This is a genomic window from Blautia sp. HCP28S3_G10 (assembly GCF_052065235.1).
Classification (GTDB): Bacteria; Bacillota; Clostridia; order Lachnospirales; family Lachnospiraceae; genus Blautia_A.
Genome location: NZ_JBQHUL010000015.1, coordinates 46282 through 71002, shown reverse-complemented (window position 1 = coordinate 71002; position 24721 = coordinate 46282). Strand labels below are relative to the sequence as shown.

The 24721-nt window shown below is 40.7% G+C and carries 25 protein-coding genes, 4 tRNA genes, 1 rRNA gene, 1 pseudogene and 1 riboswitch; of the genes and pseudogenes, 21 read left to right on the top strand and 10 right to left on the bottom strand.

What is annotated here, in order from left to right:
- Positions 1–157: ribosomal RNA gene (locus ACTNB8_RS08095) — 23S ribosomal RNA — on the top strand; the annotation flags it as partial.
- A 1047-nt stretch (positions 158–1204) separates the two neighbouring features.
- Positions 1205–1750 carry a DUF4317 family protein gene (locus tag ACTNB8_RS08090; protein WP_441053783.1) on the top strand — a complete coding sequence of 182 codons (546 nt, stop codon included), beginning with the start codon at positions 1205–1207 and terminating at the stop codon, positions 1748–1750.
- 95 nt (positions 1751–1845) lie between these two features.
- Here ACTNB8_RS08090 and ACTNB8_RS08085 read toward each other — a convergent pair whose 3' ends face one another.
- Together ACTNB8_RS08085 and ACTNB8_RS08080 are read right to left on the bottom strand one after the other, a co-directional pair.
- Complete coding sequence (locus ACTNB8_RS08085) at positions 1846–3192, bottom strand: MATE family efflux transporter (protein WP_441053782.1); 1347 nt, start codon at positions 3190–3192, stop codon at positions 1846–1848.
- Positions 3193–3463: 271 nt separating this feature from the next.
- Positions 3464–4194: pseudogene (locus ACTNB8_RS08080) on the bottom strand (transposase); the annotation flags it as partial.
- On the opposite strand from ACTNB8_RS08080, the gene ACTNB8_RS08075 reads away from it, so the two are divergent.
- Positions 4148–4312, top strand: coding sequence for a helix-turn-helix domain-containing protein (locus tag ACTNB8_RS08075; protein WP_441053781.1), 165 nt, complete (start codon positions 4148–4150; stop codon positions 4310–4312). The pseudogene ACTNB8_RS08080 and the gene ACTNB8_RS08075 overlap by 47 nt on opposite strands.
- Before the next feature lie 3 nt (positions 4313–4315).
- Positions 4316–5653, top strand: a complete 1338-nt coding sequence (locus ACTNB8_RS08070) for a D-serine ammonia-lyase (RefSeq protein WP_441053780.1) — start codon at positions 4316–4318, stop codon at positions 5651–5653.
- Here the strand turns inward: ACTNB8_RS08070 and ACTNB8_RS08065 are convergent.
- On the bottom strand, positions 5638–6600 hold the full coding sequence (locus ACTNB8_RS08065) for an RluA family pseudouridine synthase (protein WP_441053779.1): 963 nt from the start codon (positions 6598–6600) through the stop codon (positions 5638–5640). The genes ACTNB8_RS08070 and ACTNB8_RS08065 overlap by 16 nt on opposite strands.
- 30 nt (positions 6601–6630) lie before the next feature.
- Complete coding sequence (locus ACTNB8_RS08060) at positions 6631–7542, bottom strand: LysR substrate-binding domain-containing protein (RefSeq protein WP_441053778.1); 912 nt, start codon at positions 7540–7542, stop codon at positions 6631–6633.
- Between the two features lie 116 nt (positions 7543–7658).
- Here ACTNB8_RS08060 and ACTNB8_RS08055 point away from each other — a divergent pair, with 116 nt between their 5' ends.
- The 6 genes from ACTNB8_RS08055 to ACTNB8_RS08030 all read left to right on the top strand — a co-directional run bounded on the left by ACTNB8_RS08055 (position 7659) and on the right by ACTNB8_RS08030 (position 13044).
- Entirely contained in the window at positions 7659–8549 is an 891-nt protein-coding gene (locus ACTNB8_RS08055) for a 4Fe-4S dicluster domain-containing protein (RefSeq protein ID WP_441053777.1), read from the top strand.
- Between the two features lie 43 nt (positions 8550–8592).
- The gene (locus tag ACTNB8_RS08050) at positions 8593–9162 is read left to right on the top strand and encodes an NUDIX hydrolase (RefSeq protein WP_441053776.1); all 570 of its coding nucleotides are present in this window, start codon (positions 8593–8595) and stop codon (positions 9160–9162) included.
- A 43-nt stretch (positions 9163–9205) separates the two neighbouring features.
- A riboswitch (Fluoride riboswitch) is annotated at positions 9206–9284 on the top strand.
- 50 nt (positions 9285–9334) lie between these two features.
- Positions 9335–10510 (top strand): cation:proton antiporter, encoded by a 1176-nt coding sequence (locus ACTNB8_RS08045; RefSeq protein WP_441053775.1) that lies wholly within the window; start codon positions 9335–9337, stop codon positions 10508–10510.
- A 59-nt stretch (positions 10511–10569) separates the two neighbouring features.
- Complete coding sequence (locus tag ACTNB8_RS08040) at positions 10570–11499, top strand: hypothetical protein (RefSeq protein ID WP_441053774.1); 930 nt, start codon at positions 10570–10572, stop codon at positions 11497–11499.
- Positions 11500–11605: 106 nt separating this feature from the next.
- Complete coding sequence (locus tag ACTNB8_RS08035) at positions 11606–12331, top strand: DUF554 domain-containing protein (protein ID WP_441053773.1); 726 nt, start codon at positions 11606–11608, stop codon at positions 12329–12331.
- Positions 12332–12423: 92 nt separating this feature from the next.
- Positions 12424–13044, top strand: coding sequence for a methylated-DNA--[protein]-cysteine S-methyltransferase (locus ACTNB8_RS08030; protein WP_441053772.1), 621 nt, complete (start codon positions 12424–12426; stop codon positions 13042–13044).
- Positions 13045–13101: 57 nt separating this feature from the next.
- Here ACTNB8_RS08030 and ACTNB8_RS08025 read toward each other — a convergent pair.
- Both ACTNB8_RS08025 and ACTNB8_RS08020 read right to left on the bottom strand, forming a co-directional pair.
- Positions 13102–13172: transfer RNA gene (locus ACTNB8_RS08025), tRNA-Trp, on the bottom strand.
- A gap of 102 nt (positions 13173–13274) precedes the next feature.
- Positions 13275–13362, bottom strand: a tRNA-Ser gene (locus tag ACTNB8_RS08020).
- Between the two features lie 171 nt (positions 13363–13533).
- Between ACTNB8_RS08020 and ACTNB8_RS08015 the strand changes: the two genes are divergently transcribed.
- The 3 genes from ACTNB8_RS08015 to ACTNB8_RS08005 all read left to right on the top strand — a co-directional run bounded on the left by ACTNB8_RS08015 (position 13534) and on the right by ACTNB8_RS08005 (position 14776).
- The gene (locus tag ACTNB8_RS08015; protein WP_441053771.1) at positions 13534–14466 is read left to right on the top strand and encodes a serine O-acetyltransferase; all 933 of its coding nucleotides are present in this window, start codon (positions 13534–13536) and stop codon (positions 14464–14466) included.
- A gap of 161 nt (positions 14467–14627) precedes the next feature.
- A tRNA-Gly gene (locus ACTNB8_RS08010) sits at positions 14628–14698 on the top strand.
- A 5-nt stretch (positions 14699–14703) separates the two neighbouring features.
- Positions 14704–14776: transfer RNA gene (locus ACTNB8_RS08005), tRNA-Gly, on the top strand.
- 35 nt (positions 14777–14811) lie between these two features.
- On the opposite strand, the gene ACTNB8_RS08000 is transcribed toward ACTNB8_RS08005, so the two are convergent.
- Positions 14812–15021 (bottom strand): DUF378 domain-containing protein, encoded by a 210-nt coding sequence (locus ACTNB8_RS08000; RefSeq protein WP_441053770.1) that lies wholly within the window; start codon positions 15019–15021, stop codon positions 14812–14814.
- An 84-nt stretch (positions 15022–15105) separates the two neighbouring features.
- The gene (locus ACTNB8_RS07995) at positions 15106–16248 is read right to left on the bottom strand and encodes a DUF5067 domain-containing protein (protein ID WP_441053769.1); all 1143 of its coding nucleotides are present in this window, start codon (positions 16246–16248) and stop codon (positions 15106–15108) included.
- 183 nt (positions 16249–16431) lie between these two features.
- Between ACTNB8_RS07995 and ACTNB8_RS07990 the strand changes: the two genes are divergently transcribed.
- The 4 genes from ACTNB8_RS07990 to ACTNB8_RS07975 all read left to right on the top strand — a co-directional run bounded on the left by ACTNB8_RS07990 (position 16432) and on the right by ACTNB8_RS07975 (position 19672).
- On the top strand, positions 16432–17361 hold the full coding sequence (locus tag ACTNB8_RS07990; RefSeq protein WP_441053768.1) for an alpha/beta fold hydrolase: 930 nt from the start codon (positions 16432–16434) through the stop codon (positions 17359–17361).
- A gap of 65 nt (positions 17362–17426) precedes the next feature.
- Positions 17427–17585, top strand: a complete 159-nt coding sequence (locus ACTNB8_RS07985) for a hypothetical protein (protein ID WP_441053767.1) — start codon at positions 17427–17429, stop codon at positions 17583–17585.
- A gap of 38 nt (positions 17586–17623) precedes the next feature.
- Complete coding sequence (malQ, locus tag ACTNB8_RS07980; RefSeq protein WP_441053766.1) at positions 17624–19219, top strand: 4-alpha-glucanotransferase; 1596 nt, start codon at positions 17624–17626, stop codon at positions 19217–19219.
- A gap of 27 nt (positions 19220–19246) precedes the next feature.
- Positions 19247–19672, top strand: coding sequence for a DUF308 domain-containing protein (locus ACTNB8_RS07975; RefSeq protein ID WP_441053765.1), 426 nt, complete (start codon positions 19247–19249; stop codon positions 19670–19672).
- Positions 19673–19696: 24 nt separating this feature from the next.
- Here ACTNB8_RS07975 and ACTNB8_RS07970 read toward each other — a convergent pair whose 3' ends face one another.
- The gene (locus ACTNB8_RS07970) at positions 19697–20215 is read right to left on the bottom strand and encodes a VanZ family protein (RefSeq protein ID WP_441053764.1); all 519 of its coding nucleotides are present in this window, start codon (positions 20213–20215) and stop codon (positions 19697–19699) included.
- 141 nt (positions 20216–20356) lie between these two features.
- Here ACTNB8_RS07970 and thyA point away from each other — a divergent pair, with 141 nt between their 5' ends.
- From thyA to ACTNB8_RS07955, 3 genes are read left to right on the top strand one after another with little or no spacing between them, the layout of a single operon-like run.
- On the top strand, positions 20357–21205 hold the full coding sequence (gene thyA, locus ACTNB8_RS07965; protein ID WP_441053763.1) for a thymidylate synthase: 849 nt from the start codon (positions 20357–20359) through the stop codon (positions 21203–21205).
- A gap of 30 nt (positions 21206–21235) precedes the next feature.
- A complete protein-coding gene (locus ACTNB8_RS07960) occupies positions 21236–21727 on the top strand; it encodes a dihydrofolate reductase (protein WP_441053761.1) in 492 nt (163 codons plus the stop codon).
- Positions 21728–22117: a PaaI family thioesterase gene (locus tag ACTNB8_RS07955; RefSeq protein WP_441053759.1), complete on the top strand. Its 390-nt coding sequence runs from the start codon at positions 21728–21730 to the stop codon at positions 22115–22117.
- 98 nt (positions 22118–22215) lie between these two features.
- Here the strand turns inward: ACTNB8_RS07955 and ACTNB8_RS07950 are convergent, their stop codons facing one another.
- Positions 22216–23241 (bottom strand): branched-chain amino acid aminotransferase, encoded by a 1026-nt coding sequence (locus ACTNB8_RS07950; protein WP_441053757.1) that lies wholly within the window; start codon positions 23239–23241, stop codon positions 22216–22218.
- Positions 23242–23519: 278 nt separating this feature from the next.
- Between ACTNB8_RS07950 and ACTNB8_RS07945 the strand changes: the two genes are divergently transcribed.
- On the top strand, positions 23520–24713 hold the full coding sequence (locus tag ACTNB8_RS07945; protein ID WP_441053755.1) for a 5-bromo-4-chloroindolyl phosphate hydrolysis family protein: 1194 nt from the start codon (positions 23520–23522) through the stop codon (positions 24711–24713).
- Positions 24714–24721 lie beyond the last annotated feature (8 nt).

The following is a 24721-nucleotide window of genomic DNA, read 5'->3' as shown; positions in this document are numbered from 1 at the left end:
AACGCTGAAGGCATCTAAGCGTGAAGCCCCCCTCGAGATGAGATATCCCATCCGAAAGGAGTAAACCCCCTTGAAGACGACGAGGTTGATAGGGCAGGGGTGGAAGCATGGCAACATGTGGAGCTGACTGCTACTAATAGGGTGAGGGCTTGACCAATAGCTGAGACGAGCGGCTGCCGCCGCACGTGACATGAGGAATGCTTGCATTTCGGAATGGAAACGTGGAAAGGCAGACATTTGCGAAGCAAAGGACATCGAATGACGGAGTCATGAGATGACTGGGCTCGACGAAGCGTAAGCATGGTTTAAGATTGAGTTGTTTAGTCAACATGTATGTAGTTTTGAAGTTATGATAGACAAGAAGTACTTAGACTGAGAGGTTTAAGTACTTTTTTTGCTTTATAGGAGCGTGCCCAACAAAGCTGGGGCACACCAGTCGATAGCCATAGAACCGGTATTCGAAGCTGATTTCAGAGAATGTTCATATGGATTCCGACCAAAAAGAAGTGCAAAACAAGCACTGGAAGTAGTGAGGGATATGTCTGCTGAAGCAGACTGCATCTGGCGTGCAAAGCGTAGCAAGTCCCTCAAAGCTTAAGGGATTCAGGGAGTTTAAAGCGGACTTGCCCGCTTTTTTCTATACCGTTAATGATAATTTTCTGCAGGATTTTGTTAAGATGATTGTCAGCATCGATACAGAAGATTTCTTCAATTTTCGATGCCGGATTCTGCGATATACTGAAATTTTAGCATCGATATAAGTATTTTATACATTTCCCGATGCAAAAGACCTTAATTTGCCTATGGCTTGGAGCCAGTACAGGGCAGAATGTGATTATTGCTGCATGCAGTAATCTCTTCAATGAATGGAGACAGGATGCCCGCGAGGCTTCCGAGATTTCTTACACACTAGTGATGGCTGCGTTGCTTGTCTGAGCGAAGCGAGTTCTGCAAAAGCAGACATCCATAGACGTGTGTAAGAAATCCGGAAACACAGCGTTATCCTGTATACCATTCATGAAGCAGATTACGTGAACTGCAAACCATAAATCTTCACAAATCAAATTGTACAAATCCAACAACATTACATGAAAGGATCCACCCTATGCCAAAAACAAAACCAATCAACCGCGAAGACATGCTGGAACTGACCCGCCGAATGACACCTTCACGCACCTCGATGACCCGCATAGCCGGATGATATCTGGACAAAGATGGATTCATTGACGGAACCTTCAATACAAACTTCCTGAAGCTGAAACAATCCGAAAAAATTACCAACCTTAACATAGCAAAAACAATCCCTTTTGCACCGACAAATCAGAACCTCAAAAGATACTGCATTCCCCAAAAATCCATGAAACCAACAGGAATCCGTCAGCTACTCCTTGGGATAAAAACCTGCGGACTCAAAAACGATGCACTTCTGGATACATTTTATGAGTATATAGCAGAACATTATCGCAGTACACATGACTACGCAATTTATCTGTATCACAATATATACGATATCCCACTAAAATCCAAAGATCATGAAAGTTTATGGGAATCAGAAGAAATATACGAATACATTATCTGTGCAATCTGCCCTGTTACAGGAGATTACGAACCAGGAAAACCAGAATGCGGATTTATTTTTCCTGCTTTCTGTGACAGAAGCGAAGATTCTTCCGTTATAGATGTATATCAGCAAAATCCGGAACATCCCAAAACAGAATTGATGAAAATACTGGAACTATCCGAAAAATAACAAAATATCAAAAATGCTCAGGGACATCTGAAATCAAGCAGAAATCCCTGAGCTTTTTTACGTTGACTAATAATATTGCAGATATGTATTTCACATTAGCTATCTCGATACTTTTTAATATTAACATAATAACTTGGAGCCAGTAGGACAGCAGCTCCCGTCCATGCTGCAATCTCAGCATAAAAAATTCCATTCTGTCCCATAAACATTGGAAGAAACAATGCCACGCCAACCCTGACAAAAAACTCTATAATACCACTTACCATAGGAATGATCGTATTACCAAGACCCTGAAGAGCAGATCTGTAAACATGAAGAAAATAAAGAATGCATAAAACACTTGCCATAATAGAAAGATAGTGCCATGCAATGCCAAGTACCTGTTCAGTCTGCGAAGGGTCACCGGAAATAAAAGCAGTGAGGATATGTCTTCCAAATACATACATAATAACTGAAATAAAAGCAGAGGTAAGAAAAGCAAGCACAACACTTGCGCGGACCCCTATTTTGATGCGGCTAATCCTTCCAGCTCCCAGATTCTGGCCAACATAAGTTATAATTGCATATCCATAGGAAATCGCCGCCATTTCCAGAATACCATAAAGTTTATTCGTAGCAGTAAAACCTGCAACAAAAAGAAAACCATAACCATTAACCACAAACTGAACAACAAGACCACCAACTGAAATGATCACATCCTGAAAAAGAATCGGAGTACCCAGGGTAAGAAGCTTACGGTTAAGCCCTGGTACAGTTTGGAAATCTTCTTTTGTTATATGTACGATATCAATCTTGCGGACTGCAAAGAAGCAGTATAGTGCAGAAAAAGCCTGTGAAATAACAGTAGCAAGTGCAGCACCTGCTACACCCATGTGAAACCATCCTACAAAAATGAGATCCAGGATAATATTGATCGTTGCAGCAATGACCATTGCAATCAGTGGAGTGCGGCTGTTGCCAAGAGAACGTAAAACACCTGCAAAAATGTTATAGGCAGCCACAACGGGAATTCCACAAAATACGATACGGAGATACAGAAGAGACATATCGATAATATTATCAGGAGTATTCAAAAGAGTGAGAATCCAATATGCACCCGCCTGGCTTAGGATAAAAAGAAGAACAGCCATAACAGCAGCAAGTCTGTAACTGTGGGCTACTGTCTGCTTCAGTTTGCGCCATTTCTGAGCTCCGTAATCCTGTGCCATAAGGATAGCAAAACCTTGAGTAATACTTGTAGATACACCAAGAACCATCCACATGATCCATTCCACTGCACCTAGGGCAGCCAGGGCCTGCACTCCGGCAACCTGTCCAACAATAACTGTATCTACCATAGTATAAAGCTGCTGGCAGACATTGCCGAGCATCAGAGGAAGTGCGAAAAGAAAAATCAGTTTTCCTGGATTTCCTTTGGTCATATCACGAACCTGAGAAGACATAAAAACCTCCAAAATAAAATAATCAGTAAGAGTATTTTTACATGAAAAAATATGTCTGTCAAGACAGAAAAAAGTGAACATAAATTAGACAAAATGCATTACTTTTTATTATGATATACAAAAGCTTTATGCAATATCATTATGAAGAATAGTGATTAATGTCAAAATTCATAATAATAATATCAAAATCAGGGATACAAAATAAGATGTATTTTTGCCATAATAAGTGCATAAGAGCAGTGCACACTCAAAACAAAACGGACAAATGGTATTAGGAGGGATAGTGTGAAAGTTTCTTAGCTTGCTTGATTGCCTTAGCCTTCTGTTTTTCAACTAAAGGTGCAGGCATATTGATTTTGTATAGATTGCTTGGATTCCATACCTTTCCAGTAGAGAGCATCTGGTAGATGGCAGTAAGAATCATACGAGCAAAAGTCATAATAGTTCTTTCCTTGCCACGACGCTTAACAAGTGATTCGTATTTCTTTTTGTAGTAAAGAGACTTATCAGATTTCACGGCTGCATGAGCACATTGTACTAATGCAGGTTTGAGGCAGACACTGGCACGTTAATGCGAACAGATTTCTTCTTACCAATAGATTCATTGTTGCCAGGAGTAAGACCAGCCCAACAACACAAGCGTTTTGAATTGCAAAACTGAGACATATTAATACCAATTTCGGAGATGATAGTAATTGCACTATCACGTTTAAAACCCGGAATGGCAGTTAGTAACTGGATGGCTTTATTATAATCAGGAGCAGAAGAAATCAAAGAATCAACCTGTTTATATACATCATTGAGTTCAGCTGTGATATAATCCATATGTACGTGGACGAGGCGCATACGATATTTTGGGGCATCAGTCATCTGGTATCCTTCGATGGATTCAATTACAGCATCTTCTTTAGATTTTAATCGTTTGAGAAGTTTTGCAGAGATTTCTTCATGATCAATGGAAGTGCCTGATTGTTCAAGCCAGATGATGGAAGAAGAAAATTTATCTGTAAAAGAAGCCGCACTTGCAGCCGGCTACCAGAATCTGAATCACTTTTACAAGTATTTTAATCAGTATACTGGTATGACACCGGCAGCTTATATTAAACAAAGGAGACAATAAGCGATGAAAATAAATTTACAGGAACTGGAAGAAAAATTTCCTATTGTCAGAGATATAGCGCAGGAAAAAGAAGTTGCGTGGATCAACCCGGACAAAACTTCCATGGAAGAAGCGAGAAAAACAATGGAACTTTCCATGAAAGACATAGATGATGCAGAAGCCAGACTGGAACGTTTTGCACCATTTATTATGAAATGTTTTCCGGAAACAAAAGCAAGAAACGGAATTATTGAGTCTGTACTTACACCGATTCCTGAGATACAGATTAAAATCAATGAAAAATATAACAGTGACCTTAAAGGAAAACTCCTTCTGAAACAGGACAGTCATCTTGCAATTGCAGGTTCAGTCAAAGCCAGAGGAGGTATTTATGAAGTGCTGAAGCACACAGAAGATCTTGCGCTGGAAAACGGAATTCTGAAACCAGGTGACAGCTATGAGAAACTGGCTGAGCCGGAAGCAAGAGAGTTTTTTAGGGGATATACTATTCAGGTCGGCTCTACAGGAAACCTTGGAATGAGTATCGGCATTATGAGTGCAGCAGTAGGATATGAAGTTATTGTTCATATGTCCGCAGATGCAAAGCAGTGGAAAAAAGATCTCCTCAGAAGTCATGGTGTTACAGTTATCGAATATGAATCTGACTACAGTGAAGCTGTAAAAAACGGAAGGAAGCAGTCTGATGAAAATCCGAAAAGCTATTTTGTAGATGATGAAAATTCAAGAACTCTTTTCCTGGGATATGCGGTAGCGGCAAAGCGTCTGGTCGGACAGCTTGAACAACTTGGAGTTACAGTAGATGCCGAACATCCATTGTTTACATATATTCCATGTGGTGTAGGCGGAGCCCCGGGCGGAGTCAGTTTCGGGCTGAAACTGATGTTTGGAGATAATGTGCACTGCTTCTTTGTAGAACCAACGCAGGCGCCATGTATGTTGACAGGAATGGCTACAGGCCTGAATCATGAAATTTCAGTCCAGGATATCGGACTTACAGGTCTTACTCATGCAGACGGACTGGCAGTCGGACGTCCTTCCGGATTTGTCGGCGGTGTGATGAAACCGTTATTAAGCGGCGAATTTACAATCCGTGACGGAAAGCTTTATGACTATATGAGAGATCTTCTTGAAACAGAAGATATCTTTCTTGAACCAAGTGCATGTGCAGCCTTCCAGGGACCGATCCGGCTGAATCAGGAAGAAACAGTAAAAGAGTATCTGAAAGAACAAGGGCTCATTGAAAAAATGGGCAATGCTACTCATATTGCGTGGGCAACAGGCGGAAGCCTTGTACCGGAAGAAATCAGAGAAGAATACAAAAATACTTATCCTGAAAAGTAACCGAAATCCTCGGGTAGTATTGCTTCAAGTGAGATCTTTTCCCCGGTAAAAGGCTGATTAAAAGTGATCTTCCAGGCATGAAGTGCAGCTCTGTTAAAAAGAGTAACACCTGATATTGACGGAGTTCCATAGAGCCTGTCTCCAAGAAGAGGGTGTCCGATTGCTTTCATATGGACTCGAATTTGATGAGTACGACCGGTTTCAGGGCAAATTGTGACAAGAGAGTAACTGTCAGTACTTTTCAGAACCTGATAATGTGTAATTGCCGATAAAAGTTCGGAATAACGGACAGTATTTTTTCCACAGTCGGCAGTTTCCTGGATAACAGCCTTCATTTTTATGGGATGATCTGCCGTTTTTACAAGAGGATATGAAATTGTATGCCATACGTTTATCTCATCAACGGGAAGAAATCCTTTTGCAGCAGCAACATACTGTTTGCAGAAGAGATGATCTTCCCGTTGTTTTTGTAAACGCGCAGCGGCAATTCGATTTTTGGCAAAGAGTACTATACCAGAGGTTTCTTTATCCAGACGACCTACAGGTCTTATCATAACCGATTCTTTTTTATCATGAAAATACCGGACCAGCTGATTGGAAAGAGTGTCATCATAATGAACACCGGAAGGGTGCGTGAGGATTCCGGCAGGTTTGTTTACAGCAATGACATCTGCATCTTCATAAAGAATATCAGGGGAAACTGCAGTTTCGGAAGGAAGAAGCTGTCCAGAAACAGCAGAGTTATTTTCCAGACAGACACGGATATAGTCTCCTGGCAAAACAGATTCATTTACCCTGCACTGAATACCGTTTTTCTGAATACCGTCGGGTCTGAATTTTGCCTGGCTGATCTGCCTTCTGGTAAGATGTGCCTGGTGAAGCAGTATCTGTTCTATATTTTTTTCTATGTTCTTTTCTGTTATTATAAGATCAAGATAACGTTCCATGAGTCCTCTCTTTCAGGCAAAAATACATTTTCAGATTAAAATTCCCATATTTTGGGGAAGTTTCATATGTTTGTATTTGTGTAGGATTTTTTCAAGTTCATAAATAGCAGGTGTCAGAAATTTGTTTTTGTGATATACAAGTTTAAATTTGCGATTCCATTCGCCACGTTTCTGGAAAAAAACATGAATGGTCCGGTTTTTTATTTCAGGTTCCATCAGTCGAAGTGACATAACAGAGAGCACCTGATCATAAAGAACCGCATTCAGGAGTGTACGTGGACTGTTTGCTTCCCATGTGACTTCATAAGATATATTATATCTGGAGGCAAAATCTTCGAATAGCTGTCTTGTACCACTTCCTGCTTCACGCATTGCATAGTTCTGATCATTCAGATCCATGACGGACAGATGATTTGCCTGATAAAACGGATGGTTTTTGCCGACAGCCAGAACAAGGGAGTCATCAATGATGGGAAGAACAGTAAGTTCAGGCGCATTGATCTCACCTTCCACAACTGCTGCATCAAGCTCAGATCTGAGAAGCTTCTGCTCAATATCACGGGTATTGCTGACATAGGAGTAAACATTCAGATCTGTAAATTTTTTTTTAAGATCAAGAACGAAAGCAGGCGTCAGGCATGTACCTACTGTAATGGTAGATCCAAGACGAAGAGTAGGAGCCTGCCCCTGATTCAGCATCATTTCTTCCAGATGCTGGAAGTTTTGGACAAGTTCCTTTGCATGAGGAAGCAAAAGCTTACCTCGTTCGGTAAGATACAATTTTTTCCCAAATCTCTCAAAAAGTAATCCATTATAATGCTTTTCCAGCTCTCTTATTGTCTGGCTGACAGTTGGCTGTGAAAGATATAAGGACTTTGCAGCAGCACTCATAGAACCCTGTTCTGCGACAGTAATAAAAATCATCAGATGGCGTACAGTCATAATATTCTTCTTTCTATAGGAAAAACCTATTATTTCTATAAAATAATATCATTTTTCAAATATATACTCAAGTGGTATATTATATTAATAATTAAAAGGATAAGGAGATCACAGGCATGTCAGCATTAACAGTCAGCCAGGAAGAAGTTAAAAGATTAAAAGGGATTGGTTTTCTCAATAACAAGGGGACAGATGATTTTTCAGCAAGGATCGTTACTGTAAATGGAAAAGTATCAGCATCACAGCACAGACTCATGGCAGATGCAGCAGAAAAATTTGGAAACGGAATGCTTGCTTATACGACACGTCTTTCCGTTGAAGTGCAGGGAATTCCATATGAAAAAGTAGAAGAATTTCAGAAATTTATTGCACAGGAAGGCCTGACTACAGGTGGAACCGGAGCAAAGGTGCGTCCCATCGTATCCTGCAAAGGAACAACCTGTCAGTACGGACTGCTGGATTCCTATGCTCTTTCTGAAAAAATTTTTCACAGATTTTATGAAGGATACCGTGATGTGGAACTTCCTCACAAATTTAAGATTGCAGTTGGAGGATGCCCGAATAACTGCGTAAAGCCCAATCTGAACGATGTGGGAATCATTGGTCAGAGGATTCCTGTAGTGGATGCAGAAAAATGTAAGGGCTGCAAAAAGTGTGCCATGGAGGCTGCCTGTCCGAATGGATTTGCCAAAGTTGTAGACGGTAAGATACATATTGATACAGAAAACTGCCGGCATTGTGGAAGATGTGTGGGAAAATGTCCTTTCCATACAACAGATGAAAGTATTTATGGTTACAAAATCTACATTGGAGGAAGATGGGGCAAAAAAGTATCCAGAGGAAGAGCTCTTGATATAATTTTTACCTCAGAAGATGAAACTCTTGACATGATTGAAAAAATTCTCCTTTTTTATAAAGAAAATGGAAAAAAGGGAGAGCGGTTTGCTGAAACAATCGAACGGATCAGATTTGAAAATGTAGAAAGACAGCTATTGCCTTCTTGTTAAGAAAAGATTATACTACGTACAGTCTAAATAAAAGGAGATAAAAATGAACCGGCAGAAACTGACAGAGCAGATAAAAAGCTATAAGCCGTATAATGAACAGGAAGAAAAAGACAAAACACTGATTCTGGAGTGGATCAGAAATAATGACAATGCTTTTCTGAGAGAAAATACAGTGGCACATGTTACAGCATCTGCCTGGGTAGTGAATAAAGACAGAAGCAGGGTTCTTATGGTATATCATAATATATATGATTCCTGGTCGTGGCTGGGTGGACATGCAGATGGCGAAACAGATCTGCTGGCAGTTGCTGTTCGTGAAGTAAAAGAAGAAGCAGGCATATCGGAGGTACATCCTCTGACGGAGAAGATTTTTTCAATGGAATCACTCACTGTGGACGGACATGTAAAAAATGGCAGGTATGTATCCAGTCATCTGCATCTGAATATTACTTACCTTCTGGAGGCAGATTCTGAGGAAACTGTTTCAATAAAGGAAGATGAAAACAGCGGAGTTGCGTGGTTTTCACCGGAAGAGGCACTTGAAAGATCTACAGAACCCTGGTTTGTTAAACATGTATATTCAAAGCTTATAGATAAGATGAGAGTTTTATGAACTTGTCTTGCAAAAGAGCATTTTATGTGCTATCGTTGTCTATGAATACAGAGGGAATGAGGTTCTCCCTGAGTAATAAAATTACTTAAACCGCTTATAAAGCTGATGACTTCTGCGATTAAATCGACGCAGATAGTATCGGCTTTTTCTGTGTATATAAAGGAGGAATTTTATGTTATTAAGTATTTCACTGATTCTTATTTTGGGAATGTTCATGGGTTGGTTATGTCAGAAAATCAAATTGCCGGCTTTACTTGGAATGTTGATTACAGGTATTATTCTGGGTCCATATGGACTCAATCTGCTGGCTGACAGTATTCTTGGAATATCCGCAGAACTTCGCAAAATTGCATTGATCATTATTCTTACAAGAGCAGGTCTTGGACTGGATTTATCCGGACTGAAAAAGATTGGAAGACCCGCAGTTCTTATGTGCTTTGTACCGGCATCATTTGAAATGATAGGCATGATCCTTCTGGCACCCAAATTAATGGGATTAACCGTATTAGAGGCAGCTGTTATGGGGGCTGTACTTGCAGCGGTTTCGCCGGCTGTTGTTGTTCCGAGAATGGTTAAGCTTATGGATGAAGGCTATGGAGTAAACGAAGGAATTCCTCAACTGATTCTTGCAGGTGCATCAGTTGACGATGTGTATGTCATAGTTATGTTTTCGACATTTGTAGGGATGATGCAGGGGGAAGGCGCTTCTGTACTTAAGTTTGTAAATATTCCGATTTCAATATTTGGAGGAATTGTGATAGGGCTGTTACTGGGAGTCATGTTGGCATACTTTTTTAAGCAGGTGCATATCCGGGATACGTCAAAGGTTCTTATTATTTTAAGCCTTTCATTTTTACTTGTAGTGATTGAAGATAAAATGACAACAGCAATTACATTTTCAGCATTAATTGCTATTATGTTTATTGGCATTGGTTTACAGAACAAGAGAGAAGCTGTTGCCAGAAGACTTTCTGTAAAATACGGAAAGCTATGGGTTGCAGCAGAAGTTTTTTTGTTTGTGCTTGTAGGTGCAACTGTAAATATTGGATATCTTGGAAAAGTTGGAGCTAAGGCGTTCATTGTTATTATTGGTGCACTGGTATTCAGAATGGCTGGTGTATTTATAAGTTTGCTGGGAACAGATTTTAAGAGAAACGAGAGATTATTTACCATGATGGCATATACCCCAAAAGCAACTGTACAGGCTGCAATTGGGGGAATTCCGCTTGCGTTAGGCCTTTCCTGTGGAGAGACAGTGCTTACAGTAGCAGTTCTTGCAATAGTACTTACTGCACCGCTGGGTGCATTTGCCATTGATCTGTCATATAAGAAATTACTAAACAGATAAATTGTAAAATTTCTTAAAACAGGTAAAATTGCAATTGAAATTTGAGGAGAGATTAAGGTATGAATGACAGATTTCAAAGTCAATATAAGAAAAAAACAGTATATTATCACCTTCCGGGGTTATTTGAATTTTATGAATTATATCGTGAGTTTTTACCTTTGTTTCGTACACACAGGGAATATTTTTACGATTGGTGCGAAATCGGTTCCATTTATGGAGCACCCGGGGACTGTTTGTGGGGCGGTGGTCGCGTGGAAGCAGGCGAGCAAAATCCACAGGAAGTTTTAGCACTCATGGAAGAGTATGGGATTTCAGCTCGCCTGACATTCAGCAATTCCTTACTCAGAGAAGAGCATCTTTCGGATAAAAAATGTAATGTGCTTTGCAGGTTGTTTGAGAAAAGTGCTAAAACGCAAAATGGTGTGATCATTCATTCGGACTTGCTGTTGAATTATTTGAAAAAGAAATATCCGGGACTTTATTTTGTATCATCCACCACGAAAGTTTTGACTGAGTTCCGAGAATGCCAGAGTGAAATACAAAGAGAAGATTTCCGGTATGTTGTGCCGGATTTTCGCCTGAATAAGGATTTTGATAAATGGAATGCACTGTCTGCGCAGCAGAAAGATAAAGTGGAATTTCTATGCAATGAATGCTGTTGGTTTGGCTGTAAAGACAGAAAATATTGTTATGAAGATGTGAGCCGCAAAAATCTTGGAGAAGAGGATGGACTGGAACACAAATGTACTGCACCTCATGCAAATGAAGGATACCGTTTTTCAAAAGCAATGACAAATCCTGGTTTTATCAGTATCTGTGATATTCAGAATATTTACTTGCCAATGGGATTTACTAATTTTAAAATAGAAGGACGAGGGCTGGGCAGTGCACTGGTTTTAGAATTTCTGCTTTATTACATGACAAAGCCGGAATATCAGTTACATGTCAGAGAAGAACTTTATTTGGATAATATGTTGGATCTGTTTTAAAACAGAAAAATGATGCTTGAAGCGAACGTGTATTTAGAGGTATCATTATAGAGATAAAATTACAAATGATACGACAGTTTTTGGTATTGCGGTCAGAAAGGAAGATATGATAGGCTTAGGAACAATTATTAACAGTGTCGGCATAGTGGCAGGAGGTGTTGCAGGGCTTTTTGCCGGGAAATTATTTCGACAGGAACAGCAGGAATCACTGGAAAAAGCCTGTGGAGTAACTGTTGTTTTTATAGGGATTGCCGGTGCTATGGAGGGAATGCTGAAGATTAGCGGATCAGACATCAGCAGCGAAAAATCAATGCTGGTTGTACTGTGCATTGCGCTGGGGACGATTATTGGTGAACTGCTCGGCATAGAGAGAGGTTTTGAGAAGTTCGGGGAATGGCTGAAGCGAAAGACAGGAAACAGTGGTGACGTAACCTTTGTAAATGCTTTTGTGACGGCTTCGCTTACTGTTTCAATTGGTGCAATGGCAATTGTTGGTGCAATACAGGATGGACTGCTTGGAGATTATACTACGCTTGCAGTTAAAACAGTACTGGATTTGATCATTGTTGCGGTAATGACTTCAGCAATGGGAAAAGGTGCGATTTTTTCTGCAATCCCGGTTTTTATTTTTGAAGGCAGCATTACACTTCTTGCAAAGTTGTTTGCTCCTATAATGACTGTAACGGCAATTGCATATTTGTCGCTTATCGGAGCAGTGTTGATTTTCTGTGTAGGAGTGAATATTGTATGGGGGAAAAAATTTAATGTTGCAAATATGCTGCCGGCTGTGATACTGGCAATTGTGGCAGCGTATCTGCCATGGAATTTCTAGAAAACCCAGATATCAGTAATGTGATCAGGATCAGTAGTACTGTTATTAACAGGCTGAGTATGAATTTGTGAATATGATGAGGAGAAAAGCTTATGAAGACACGTGAGGAGGCATTGAAATTCGGGCTGTCTTTTGAAAGGGTATATGAGGAGAAACCATTTCACGATCCTAACTGGCAGCTGGTAAGAGTGAGAGGGAGTAAAAAGGCGTTTCTATGGATTTATGAGCGTAATGGATGCATTAATCTGAATGTGAAGGTTGATCCACAATGGCGCGATTTCTGGCGTGATGCGTATAAATCAGTAACGGCCGGCTATCATCAGAACAAGAACAACTGGAACACGATCATACTCGACGGATCAGTGCCCGATAAAGATATCAGAAGAATGATCGCTGAAAGTTATGACCTTGTTACGGACAGTCCCACAAAGAGAATCTATGAGGCAGTTAGAAAAATCCCAAAAGGTCATGTTGCAACTTACGGCCGGATTGCAGAGATGGCGGGAAATCCCAGAATGTCAAGGGCTGTGGGAAATGCTCTCCACAAAAATCCGGATCCTGAACATATTCCCTGTTTCCGCGTGGTCAATTCAAAGGGAGAACTGTCCGGTGCATTTGCATTCGGAGGCAGCAGAGGTCAGGCAGAACTTTTGAAAGCAGATGGAATAGAAGTAGTTGATGGCAGAGTTGACCTCAGAAAATATGGAATCTGAATATGAAAAACCATAATAATAAGGGCTGTCGAGAAATCGACAGCCCTTACTTTAGAACAGGGGATGAGAGAATCGAACTCCCACCAAAGGTTTTGGAGACCCCTATCATACCATTTGACCAATCCCCTAAATAATTGATACAATTGTAAAAGTATCAACAACAATTGCTATTATACACAACAACAAATTGATTGTCAAGAAATTGTTGAAAATCTGTTCTGGATTATAAACGGAGATGGAGGGATTTGAACCCTCGCACCGGTTGCCCGATCTACCGCATTTCGAGTGCGGACCCTTCAGCCACTTGGGTACATCTCCTTACAGTCAATTATATATTCACAATTATCTGTGAACAGCGACCAGAGTTTATTATATATTGAGTTGAGGGAAAGGTCAATTCCTTTTTTGTGTTGACGTGAAAAGAATCCTATAATATTATATAAAAAAGGTATTTTGACCCACATGCACGGGCAGAGAGGAACGATTATTATGGACAGAAAAAAAGAAACGATAATGAAGGCAACTGCGGCACTGACCGAGAATTATAAAAATGAAGAATTATTTATGCCAAAAAATGACCGTAGTCTTCCGAGCAGAGCAGTGATCATTGATGTGGTGAAGGAGCTGCGTTCAGTTATTTTTCCAGGATATTTCTGGAGTGATTCAGCTGCAAAAACATTTCCGGAATATTTTGCAGGATACAGATTGAATGATCTGTATGACCGTCTGAAAGAGCAGATAGAGATTGCGTTATTATATGCAAATCCGGATATGGAACAGACAGAAGCTGCTGAACAGGCGGATCGTATCTGTGCAGGATTTTTTGAGCAGCTTCCGGATGTACAGCAGAGGCTTCTGAAAGATGTGCAGGCAGGATTTGACGGTGACCCGGCAGCAAAAAGTAAAGAAGAGATTATTTCTTCTTATCCGGGACTGTTTGCAATTTATGTATACAGACTGGCTCATCTCCTTTATGTAGAAAATGTTCCGCATATTCCGAGAATCATGACAGAATATGCCCATGGCAAGACAGGAATTGATATCAACCCGGGGGCTGTCATTGGGGATTTTTTCTTTATCGATCATGGAACCGGTGTGGTAATTGGTGAAACGACTGAAATTGGAAGAAATGTTAAACTGTATCAGGGAGTAACCCTTGGAGCTCTTTCCACCAGACAGGGTCAGCAGCTTGCAAATGTAAAGCGTCATCCTACCATTCAGGATAATGTAACCATTTATTCTAATTCTTCTGTTCTTGGCGGCGAGACCATTATTGGCGAAAACACAATTATTGGCGGTAACACATTTATTACGGAATCTATTCCTGCAAATACCAAGGTAAGTGCGAAGAGTCCGGAACTTGTTATAAAGAAACCACGTAATACCGTTTCAAAGACAGATGTCTGGGACTGGCAGGACTGAGCAGAAAAAGACGGATAAAAAGTGTCTAAATAGAACTGAAAATAGATATAATAAAAAAAATAAAAAAAATTCAAAAAACATGTTGACAAAGTATGAGTAATAAGATATACTCTATATCGTTGAAGCGAGCGAAACAAACGCAGACGTAAGCACAGCGATATGCGGGTGTAGTTCAATGGTAGAACACCAGCCTTCCAAGCTGGATACGTGGGTTCGATTCCCATCACCCGCTCTTATGCGATAGTGGCGTAGTTGGTAACGCGCGACCTTGCCAAGGTCGAGACCGCGGGTTCGAGCCCCGTCTATCGCTCTTAAGGACTCTGATGATTCAGAGTCCTTTTTCTTTTATTCAGTTGTCTGATCCGGTTTGCCATAGAAAGAAATCATATACAGGCCGCACAGACCTACCAGTCCGTATATAATACGCGAAAGCCAGCTCATGCTTCCGAAGAGAAAAGCAACCAGGTTCAGATTGAAAAATCCAATCAGTCCCCAGTTAACGGCTCCTATGATCGTGATAGTCAAAGCAAAACACTGCAAAAATTTATTTCCCATAAGTCACCATCCTTTCAGAAAAATAGTATTTCATAAAAAGAAAAAAATATGCGCAACAGAAAAAGATATCTGCTGCGCATATTTTTATTGTACTTTAAGAATCTGTGTTTTGACATTTCCACCGCCGAAACTGAATGCTTCGCCTGCCTGAAGTGTGACATCTGAGGTATCATTAAGAGAAAATGCCTGGCAGACATTAACTGTCTGTCCCGGATTTATCTCAGCCATATACTGGTCAATCGCTGTCTCATCATTTTCAGGAATAGCAGCCTGAAGCGCTTCGCCATTCTGATATGCCTGAAGATTAAGATCTACCATAGCGCTGGAAGGTGAACTTCCATTATTTGTGTAGTCATAATAAACCAGGAGACAGGAATCACCGGAAAGATCTTTGGTGATACGGCACTGTGTATAGTGCAGAGTAAATTTTTCATTGGTCATGTCTATGGTTCCGTCTGAATTATCAGAAGGAGCAGGGGTTGTAGCAGCGCCTTCAGTCTGATTTTCCATATCAGACAGAGACTGAGTGATCTCATCCTGTACATTTACAAAGTTGGCGGACATAATTCGGACTGTTTCAGAATCAAGAGAAACAATTTTCCATTTACCTCCGGCTTCTATCAGAGGATAATTAATATCTGTTTCTGAGAATTTGTCATCTACAGTACCTGATTTTTCCTCAAGAAGAGAAGCAAGTTTCTGCTGCGTTTCGTCTTCGGAAAGGCTGGAACCGGAAAAAGCAGTGGAAACAATCTGTTTAAGGAATTCTGTGATTGTTTCTTTATAAATATCAGATCCGTCGATATATTTAATGTGTGCGGTAACAGTGGCTGTTCCGGTTGTGATATTAAATTTTGTCTTTGTGATCTTGTAACTCATTTTCTGATTGATGGTTTTGAAAAATGAGGAATAAGCATCACTGGTGATATCTGCATTATCCAACGCTGACATATCGCTGCTCTGGAGCAGAGATTTCATGCCGTCAAAGTCCATTGCTTTTACATCAGCGAGATAGTTTTTGACAGCGCTGACCGGTTTCTGGCGCTGCATGAAATAATAACTACCACTGGCACCGGCTGCAAGGATCAGAACGACCAGAACTATGATCCAGCCTTTTTTCTTTTTCTTTCGTTTTCGGGGAACAGGCATTTCGTCTGTTTCTTCTGTGCTTTCGGGGTCAGAAGAAAGTACAGGTCCCTCTGTGAATTCCTGATTATTGGTATCCATATTTCCTCCTTAAAATCATGGGTATAATACAAATGTTATTGCTGTGAACGGAGTGAACAGTAACGCCGATTGTTCGTTTTTTATTATAGCAGACAATTCCCTTACTTGACAAGGATAATTCAGGGCTCTAAAATCAGTTGTATAAAGAAATTATGAACGAAAAAAAACAAAAAGGAGAAATTTATGCCAAAAAAACATGTGGATAGTTTCAGGTCAGATGCGGACGGACTGGAGATTTCAGTTATGAAAATCCTGCCGGATACTTTTCCCTACAGAGGAATTCTTCAGCTTGTTCATGGTATGAGTGAACATAAAGAACGCTATGAAGCATTTATGGACTATATGGCTAAAAAGGGATTTGTGACAGTGATCCATGATCACAGAGGCCATGGCGGCAGTGTACGAGAAAAAAGTGATCTTGGATATATGTATGGCGGTGGTGCAGAGGCCATGCTTGAAGATATTGCAAAAGTTAACCGTGGGATAAGAGAAGAATATCCGGAACTGCCACTTATCCTGATGGGACACAGCATGGGCTCACTTGCGGTGAGAGCTTTTGCTGCACACCATGATGACTGCATGGATATGTTGATCGTATGTGGCTCACCAAGTGAAAATAAGGCAAGAGTTCTGGGAGAGATGATCGCAGGAATAGAAAAGAAGTTTTTTGGTGCGAAACATAAGAGTTCTGTTCTGGAAGTTATGTCTCTGGGAGGCTATGCATGGAAATTCCGCAAAGAGAAAAATAAAAATGCATGGATATGTTCAGATAAGAATGTATACGAGGCATATACAGAATCAGAGCTTTGTGGATTTACATTTACAGATGATGCATACATTGCCCTGTTTGAACTTATGAAGAGGGCTTATGATGTCAGAAACTGGCATTGTACAAGATCAAATATGCCGGTACTTTTTGTCAGTGGTGAAAAGGATCCCTGCATGGGAAATATCCGTAAATTTGCGGATTCGGTTCATGCAATGCGCCGCGCCGGATATCTCGATGTGAAAGGTAAGGTTTATCCTGGCATGCGCCATGAAATCCTTAATGAAAAAGGAAAAGAAAAAGTTTACCATGATATTTCCGTTTATATCCAGAAGAAAGGCTTCTGACAGGATAACAGTATAAGAATAAGAAATCTCTGAAATACTATAAAACAAAAACAGGGAGGACTTATATGATCAGAAAGAAAAAAATATATATTGCAATGCTTTTTCTATACTGTTTTATGGCTTTGTCCGGGTGTGGCAGAAAAGAAGTTCCGGACGAAGACGGGGAACTGGTTTTTCTTGACCAGCGTAAAGCGGAACTGTATAATAAAAACTGGCTGCTGTAAAGAAATGGCGGCAATATAAATATTTGGAGGAACTATAAATGAGAGCAAGTGGAGTTTTGATGGGAATTTCCAGCATTCCATCCAGATACGGAATCGGCTGTTTTTCAAAAGAAGCATATGATTTCGTAGATCAGCTGGAAAAAGGAGGACAGCAGTACTGGCAGATCCTGCCGCTGGGACCTACAGGATATGGAGATTCACCTTATCAGTCTGTATCCACTTTTGCCGGTAATCCATATTTTATCTGCCTGGAAGACTTTATTAAAGAAGGTTTCCTTACAGAGCAGGAATGTGAAGGCTGTGACTGGGGCGGAAGTGAATCTTATGTAGATTATGAAAAAATATATCAGTCACGCTTTAAACTTCTTCGTAAAGCATATGACCGTGCAGATCTGAAACATGATCCGGATTATGCAGAATTTAAGAAAAAAGAAGCTGCATGGCTTAAGGATTACTGTCTGTTCATGGCGATTAAAAATAATCAGAACGGTGTGTGCTGGATTGACTGGCCGGAACCATTAAAAGACAGAAAATCGGCAGAAGTCAGAAAGGAAGAAATCCGTCTTGCTGATGAAATAGAATTTTATGCTTTCCAGCAGTATTATTTTGATGTGCAGTGGAAAAAACTGAAAAAATATGCCAATAAAAAAGGCATTAAGATAATAGGAGATGTTCCAATCTATGTGGCTTTTGACAGTTCTGATGCATGGGCAAATCCGCAGATGCTTCAGGTAGATAAGGATCATACACCGAAAGCCGTTGCAGGCTGTCCGCCGGATGCATTTTCAGCTACAGGACAGCTCTGGGGAAATCCGCTGTATGACTGGAAGAAACTGAAAGCCTTCGGATATGACTGGTGGGTAGAAAGAATGAAACACTGCCTCAGACTTTATGATGTTGTAAGGATTGACCATTTCAGAGGATTTGACGAATATTATGCAATTCCTTATGGTGAGAAAACTGCCGAAAAAGGCGCATGGGAAAAAGGCCCGGGACTGGATCTGTTCCATGTTCTGAAAGAGAAAATCGGAGAACTGCATGTAATTGCAGAAGATCTTGGCTTTCTTACTGACAGTGTAGTGAAAATGCTGAAAGAAAGCGGATTTCCAGGAATGAAGGTACTTCAGTTTGCTTTTGACGGAAGTGAGGACAGCAGTTATCTTCCATATAAATATGATCATAACTGTGTTGTTTACACTGGAACTCATGATAATGAGACAACAAAAGGCTGGCTCGAAAATCTTCAGGGTCATGATCTGGATTTTGTGAGAGAGTACATAAACTGTTATGATAAGCCTGTTAATGACTGCGTATGGGGATTGATCCGCACGGCGTTGGCAAGTACTGCAGATCTTGCTGTGATTCCAATCCAGGATTACCTCTGCCTGGGAAATGAGGCAAGAATGAATGAACCGTCTACTCTTGGTGATAACTGGAAATGGCGTTTGAAAAGAGAGCAGGTTTCAGATATGACATTGTATAATATGAAGGAGCTTACAAGAATATATGGACGACTGAGAAAAGAAACTCCGGTCAAAGAAAAAGAATCCAAAGATACCGAAAAGGAAGAATTGATTTCTTCAGCCCAAGAAGAATTGATTTCTTCAGCCCAAAATGATAAGATAGATCGATAACAGTGTGTACAGGAGAGGAGATAATTCATGGAGGAGCAGAACAGAAATCCTGAGGAAGAAAAACAAGGACAGCAGACACAGGGTATGCCTGTAAGAAGCTACATATTGATGATCATGGCAGGGGTTTATCTTGTTTATACAGGATATAAACTCTGTAAAAACGTCATTGACGGTGTTGATGGCGGCGGCTGGGGCTTCATGGCAGCGGGAATTGGTTTCCTGGTTGTAGGTGTTGTGATGCTGATTGTAGGCTGCAAAAATCTTTATAAGAATGATAAGGAGAAAAAAGCTCTTGAAGCTGCAGAAGCAGAAAAGACTTCCAAACCGGCTGCTGAAGAGAAACCTGAAATGAAATCTATGAGTATTGCAGAAAGAGCAAGACTCACAGAGAATATTGAGGACGAAGCAGAAATGCAGGAAGAATTCGAAAGTTCAGACAAAACAGAAGAATAATACATATAAGAAATGCCGCAGAATTTATCTGCGGCGTTTTTTACGTGATTTACGGGAAGAACCGGGAGTATGTAATGTAGACCAGCAGAAGAGCTGGACCAGCAGAATGCCGATCAGTGCCCCTCCACTGTCAAATCCGATATCTTTGAGCGCAGGCGTACGTCCTGCCACGAAAGACTGGTGGTATTCGTCAAGGCATGCAAATCCAACACAGATGATACCGGCAAGAAGAAAGAGCCAGAATCCTCTGATACGGTATACATAAAAAGGAAAAGAAACTGCAATGGCAAGAAGAAAATATTCGGTCATATGTGCAGCTTTTCGTACATAATAGTGAATCTGATCTGCTTCATAAAGAAGTTCATCATAGCTTTTTCCCTGACTGAGCAGCTGGTTTTCTGTTTCAACGATTTTATAACTGATCTGATAACTTAATTCCCCGGACACCTCCCCGGTCTGGGCAGAAAATGAAAAAATCAGATACATCATGATGATCGCTGGAAGAAAAGAGAGCGGCTTCAGTAATGTGATCAATACTTTCATGGGTATTAATATAGCATTGCAGTAACTGAGTTGTCAACTGGAGAGGGAATATGATATAATGGGAAACAATCGTTAGTGTGAACGCAGTGAACAGTAACAAAAAAATCAGGTATACAGGAGAAGATGAAAGGGGCATAATAAATGAGTGTAGCAGATACCATTTTTATAAATATGTGTAAAGACGTTATCGAAAACGGCACCAGCACAGAAGGCGAGAAGGTACGTCCGGTATGGGAAGACGGTACTCCGGCGTATACGATCAAGAAATTTGGGGTAGTAAACAGATATGACCTGAGGAAGGAATTTCCGGCAATTACACTTAGAAGGACAGCTCTGAAAAGTGCAATGGATGAGATCCTCTGGATCTGGCAGAAAAAATCCAATAATATTAAAGATCTTCACAGTCATGTGTGGGACAGCTGGGCAGATGAAACAGGCTCCATCGGAAAGGCATATGGTTATCAGATGCAGGTGAAGCATCAGTACAAAGAAGGAATGATGGATCAGGTGGATCGTGTCCTTTATGACCTTAAGAACAATCCGTACAGCAGAAGAATTATGACCAATATTTACGTACATCAGGATCTTCATGAGATGAATCTTTACCCGTGTGCATATTCCATGACATTCAATGTGACAAAAGAACCTGGTAAGGACAGACTGACTCTGAATGCTATCCTTAACCAGCGCTCACAGGATATTCTTGCTGCAAATAACTGGAATGTGTGCCAGTATTCCATACTTCTGATGATGATCGCACAGGTATGTGATATGGAAGCAGGAGAACTGATGCATGTGATCTCTGACTGTCATATTTATGACCGTCATATTCCGGTTGTCAAGGAACTGATCAGTCGTACACCATATCCGGCACCTGTCGTAAAACTGAATCCGGAAATAAAAGATTTTTATGATTTTACCACGGATGATCTTATTGTGGAAAATTATCAGACATGGCCGCAGATCAAAAACATTCCGATTGCGATCTGATACAGAAAACAAAATAGAAAGGATTTAATTATGAATATTATTGTTGCAGTAGACAGTAACTGGGCAATTGGCAAAAATAATCAGCTTCTTGTGAGCATTCCGGCAGATATGAAAATGTTCCGCCAGGAAACAACAGGGAAAGTTGTCGTAATGGGAAGAAAAACACTGGAAAGTTTCCCGAATGGCCTTCCGCTTAAGAACAGGACAAATATTGTTCTTACAGGAAACAAAAACTATAAAGTAAATGGCGCAACAGTTGTTCATACTGTTGATGAACTGCTTGAAGAAGTAAAAAAATATCCTTCTGATCAGGTGTACTGTATAGGTGGAGACAGTGTTTATAAGCTTCTTCTTCCATATTGCGATACGGCTCATGTTACCAGAATTAATTTTGCATATGAAGCAGACAGATATTTCCCGAATCTTGATGAGATGCCGGAATGGAAAATAACAGCAACAAGTGATGAGCAGACATATTTTGACCTTGAATATGAGTTCGTGAAATACGAGAAAGTGAAATAAATGGTAGACCTTAATAAGTACAGAGAACAGAATCAGTTTATGGGGCATAACCATATTGAACCCATAAAAGCGGAGAATGACAGCAGTGAAGTAAAACTTGTGATCTGTAATGAAAGCAGGAACCCCAGGGGATTTGTGCATGGCGGACTTCTGATGACAATGGCTGACTGTGCAGCAGGACTTGCAGCCAGGTGTGATGGCAGGGACTATGTGACTCAGACTGCAAATATCAATTATATTTCCAATATAAAAGATGGCGAAGTTCGTGCATATGGTTCGGTTATTCACAGAGGTGGAACTGTCACAATTGTCAGAGTGCGGATCGTGGGTCCGGAAGAAAAGCTTCTTGCCGAAGCTGCCATGAATATGTTCTGTGTGACAGGAAAATAAAGAACATAAAATAAGGCGCAGGATTGGATCCTGTGCCTTGTTTTTATGTATGAATGCTAAAGTTTGCAAGAGAAGATGCCAGTGGCAGGTTCTCTGTATTATTCGATAACTTTGATCCATCCTTCTGGAGCTTCGATGCGTCCCATCTGGATGCCTGTAAGTGTTTCGTACAGTTTCTTTGTTGTTGGTCCCATTTCTTCCATTCCGCTTGGGAAGCAGATTTCCTTACCATGGTCAACAATCTTTCCGACAGGAGAGATAACAGCAGCAGTACCGCAAAGACCGCATTCCGCAAAATCTTTTACTTCTTCAAATGGTACAACACGTTCTTCAACTTTCAGTCCAAGGTAATGTTCTGCAACATATATCAGAGAACGACGTGTGATAGAAGGAAGGATACTGTCAGACTTAGGTGTGACAACAGTACCGTCTTTTGTTACAAAGATGAAGTTTGCTCCACCGGTTTCTTCAACATTTGTTCTTGTTGCGGAATCCAGATACATGTTTTCATCATATCCCTGACGATGTGCATCCATAATAGCGTGGAGGCTCATTGCGTAGTTAAGGCCGGCTTTGATGTGACCTGTTCCATGCGGTGCGGCACGGTCAAAATCAGTGACACGGATTGTGATCGGTTTTGCGCCGCCTTTGAAGTACGGACCAACAGGTGTGGTGAGAATACGGAACTGATATTCATCGGCAGGTTTAACACCGATTACAGGGTTTGTTCCCATGAGGTAAGGACGTACATACAGAGTAGCGCCTGATCCGTATGGCGGAACGTAAGCTGCATTTGCTTTTACAGTCTGTACAACAGCTTCAATGAAACGGTCTGTCGGGAACGGTGGCATTTCCAATCTTTTTGCGGAATTGGAAAGACGTTCTGCATTCAGGTCAGGACGGAAAGTAACGATATGTCCGTCTTCTGTAGTATAGGCTTTCAGACCTTCAAATACAGTCTGGGCGTACTGAAATACACATGCGCATTCGTTAAGTACAACATTAGGATCTGTTACAAGAGCACCTTCATCCCATTTTCCATCTTTAAAATTGGCAACATAACGGTAATCAGTCGGAATATAGCCGAATCCGATGCTGCTCCAGTCGATATTCTTTTTTTCCATAACAATATATGCCTCCAGTCGTGAATACTTTGTCACTGTAAACAGTAACAATATTTCTTTTGTTTTTTATCATAGCACTTTATGAAAGGAACTGCAATGGAAAAATATGCTGTTACAGTTCACTTCGTTTACAGCAACTGTGAATAGTAACTAGTAACAATATGATAGCTCTGTACAACGATGGTTTGCCTTGTAATTTTCAGGCGGTTTCGGTATAATATAAGAAGTTCATGGGTTACTGGAAATTATCGTGCAGTAATCTTCATGAGGAGGAAAAAATGGGCAGAAAATATAACGAAAACGGACCGGATTTCGGCTTTGTGGAAGAAAAAGTCCAGCAGGTCCAGAACATAATAGAAGATGCGGTCAGTTCACGGAATTATAAAGAACTGAATAAATCGATCACACAGATGGTAAACAAAACACTGAAACAGTATCAGAAAGAACATCCTGAAAAGGTCGGTTCCGTAAATAATGAACACAGACAACAAAAAAATGTCGTAAAGGAAACACATTCAGAACTTTATGGAAGTCTGGGCAGTGAAAAAACCAAAAGTATTTTGCTGATAGTTTTTGGCGGAATTCTTGCGGGGACTATGGGTATCGGACTTATGACAGTTCAGATCGTACAGATGGTCATGCAGCACAATGCGCTGGGATCTACAATAGTTACCCTTTTCGGCACAGCAGGTGGAGCGGGAATGATCGCAGGAGGCTGCAGAGGACTTGGCAGAATCGGCAGATTTAAGAAATATATAAAAACACTTGGCGACAGAACCTACTGTGATTTTGAAACGCTGGCACATTCAGTGGGCCGTTCCGTAAAATATGTACGCAAAGATATTATAAAAATGATTGAAAAAGGCTGGTTTCTGGAAGGAAAAACAGACAGAGAGGAAACATGTCTGATCACAAGCCGAGAGACTTACCGTCAATACGAAGCCACGAGACAGGCTCTGGAAGACAGAACCGCAAAAGAGCAGAGTGAAAGACAGAAAAACAGAGAAAGTGAAGAGAAACTTTCTCCGGAAGTGCGGGAAGTACTGGAAAGAGGAGAAGAATTTATCCGTAAGATCCATGAAAGTAACGATGCGATTCCGGGCGAAGAGATTTCAGTCAAAATAGCAAAAATGGAAGAAATTATCGACAGGATTTTCCAGAGAGCGGAAGCACACCCGGAGATTGTCCCGGATCTGAAAAAAATGATGGATTATTACCTTCCGATGACAGTAAAACTTCTGGATGCTTATGAAGAAATGGATGGGCAGCCTGTACAGGGAGAAAACATAACAAACTCCAAAAAAGAGATTGAGGCAACACTGGACACTCTGAATGAAGCTTTTGCAAAACTTCTGGATTCTGTTTTTCAGGATACTGCATGGGATGTTTCGAGTGATATATCAGTACTTCAGACAATGCTTGCGCAGGAAGGACTTACAGGGAATGAATTTGATACGCTTCACAGAAAATAATCAAATCA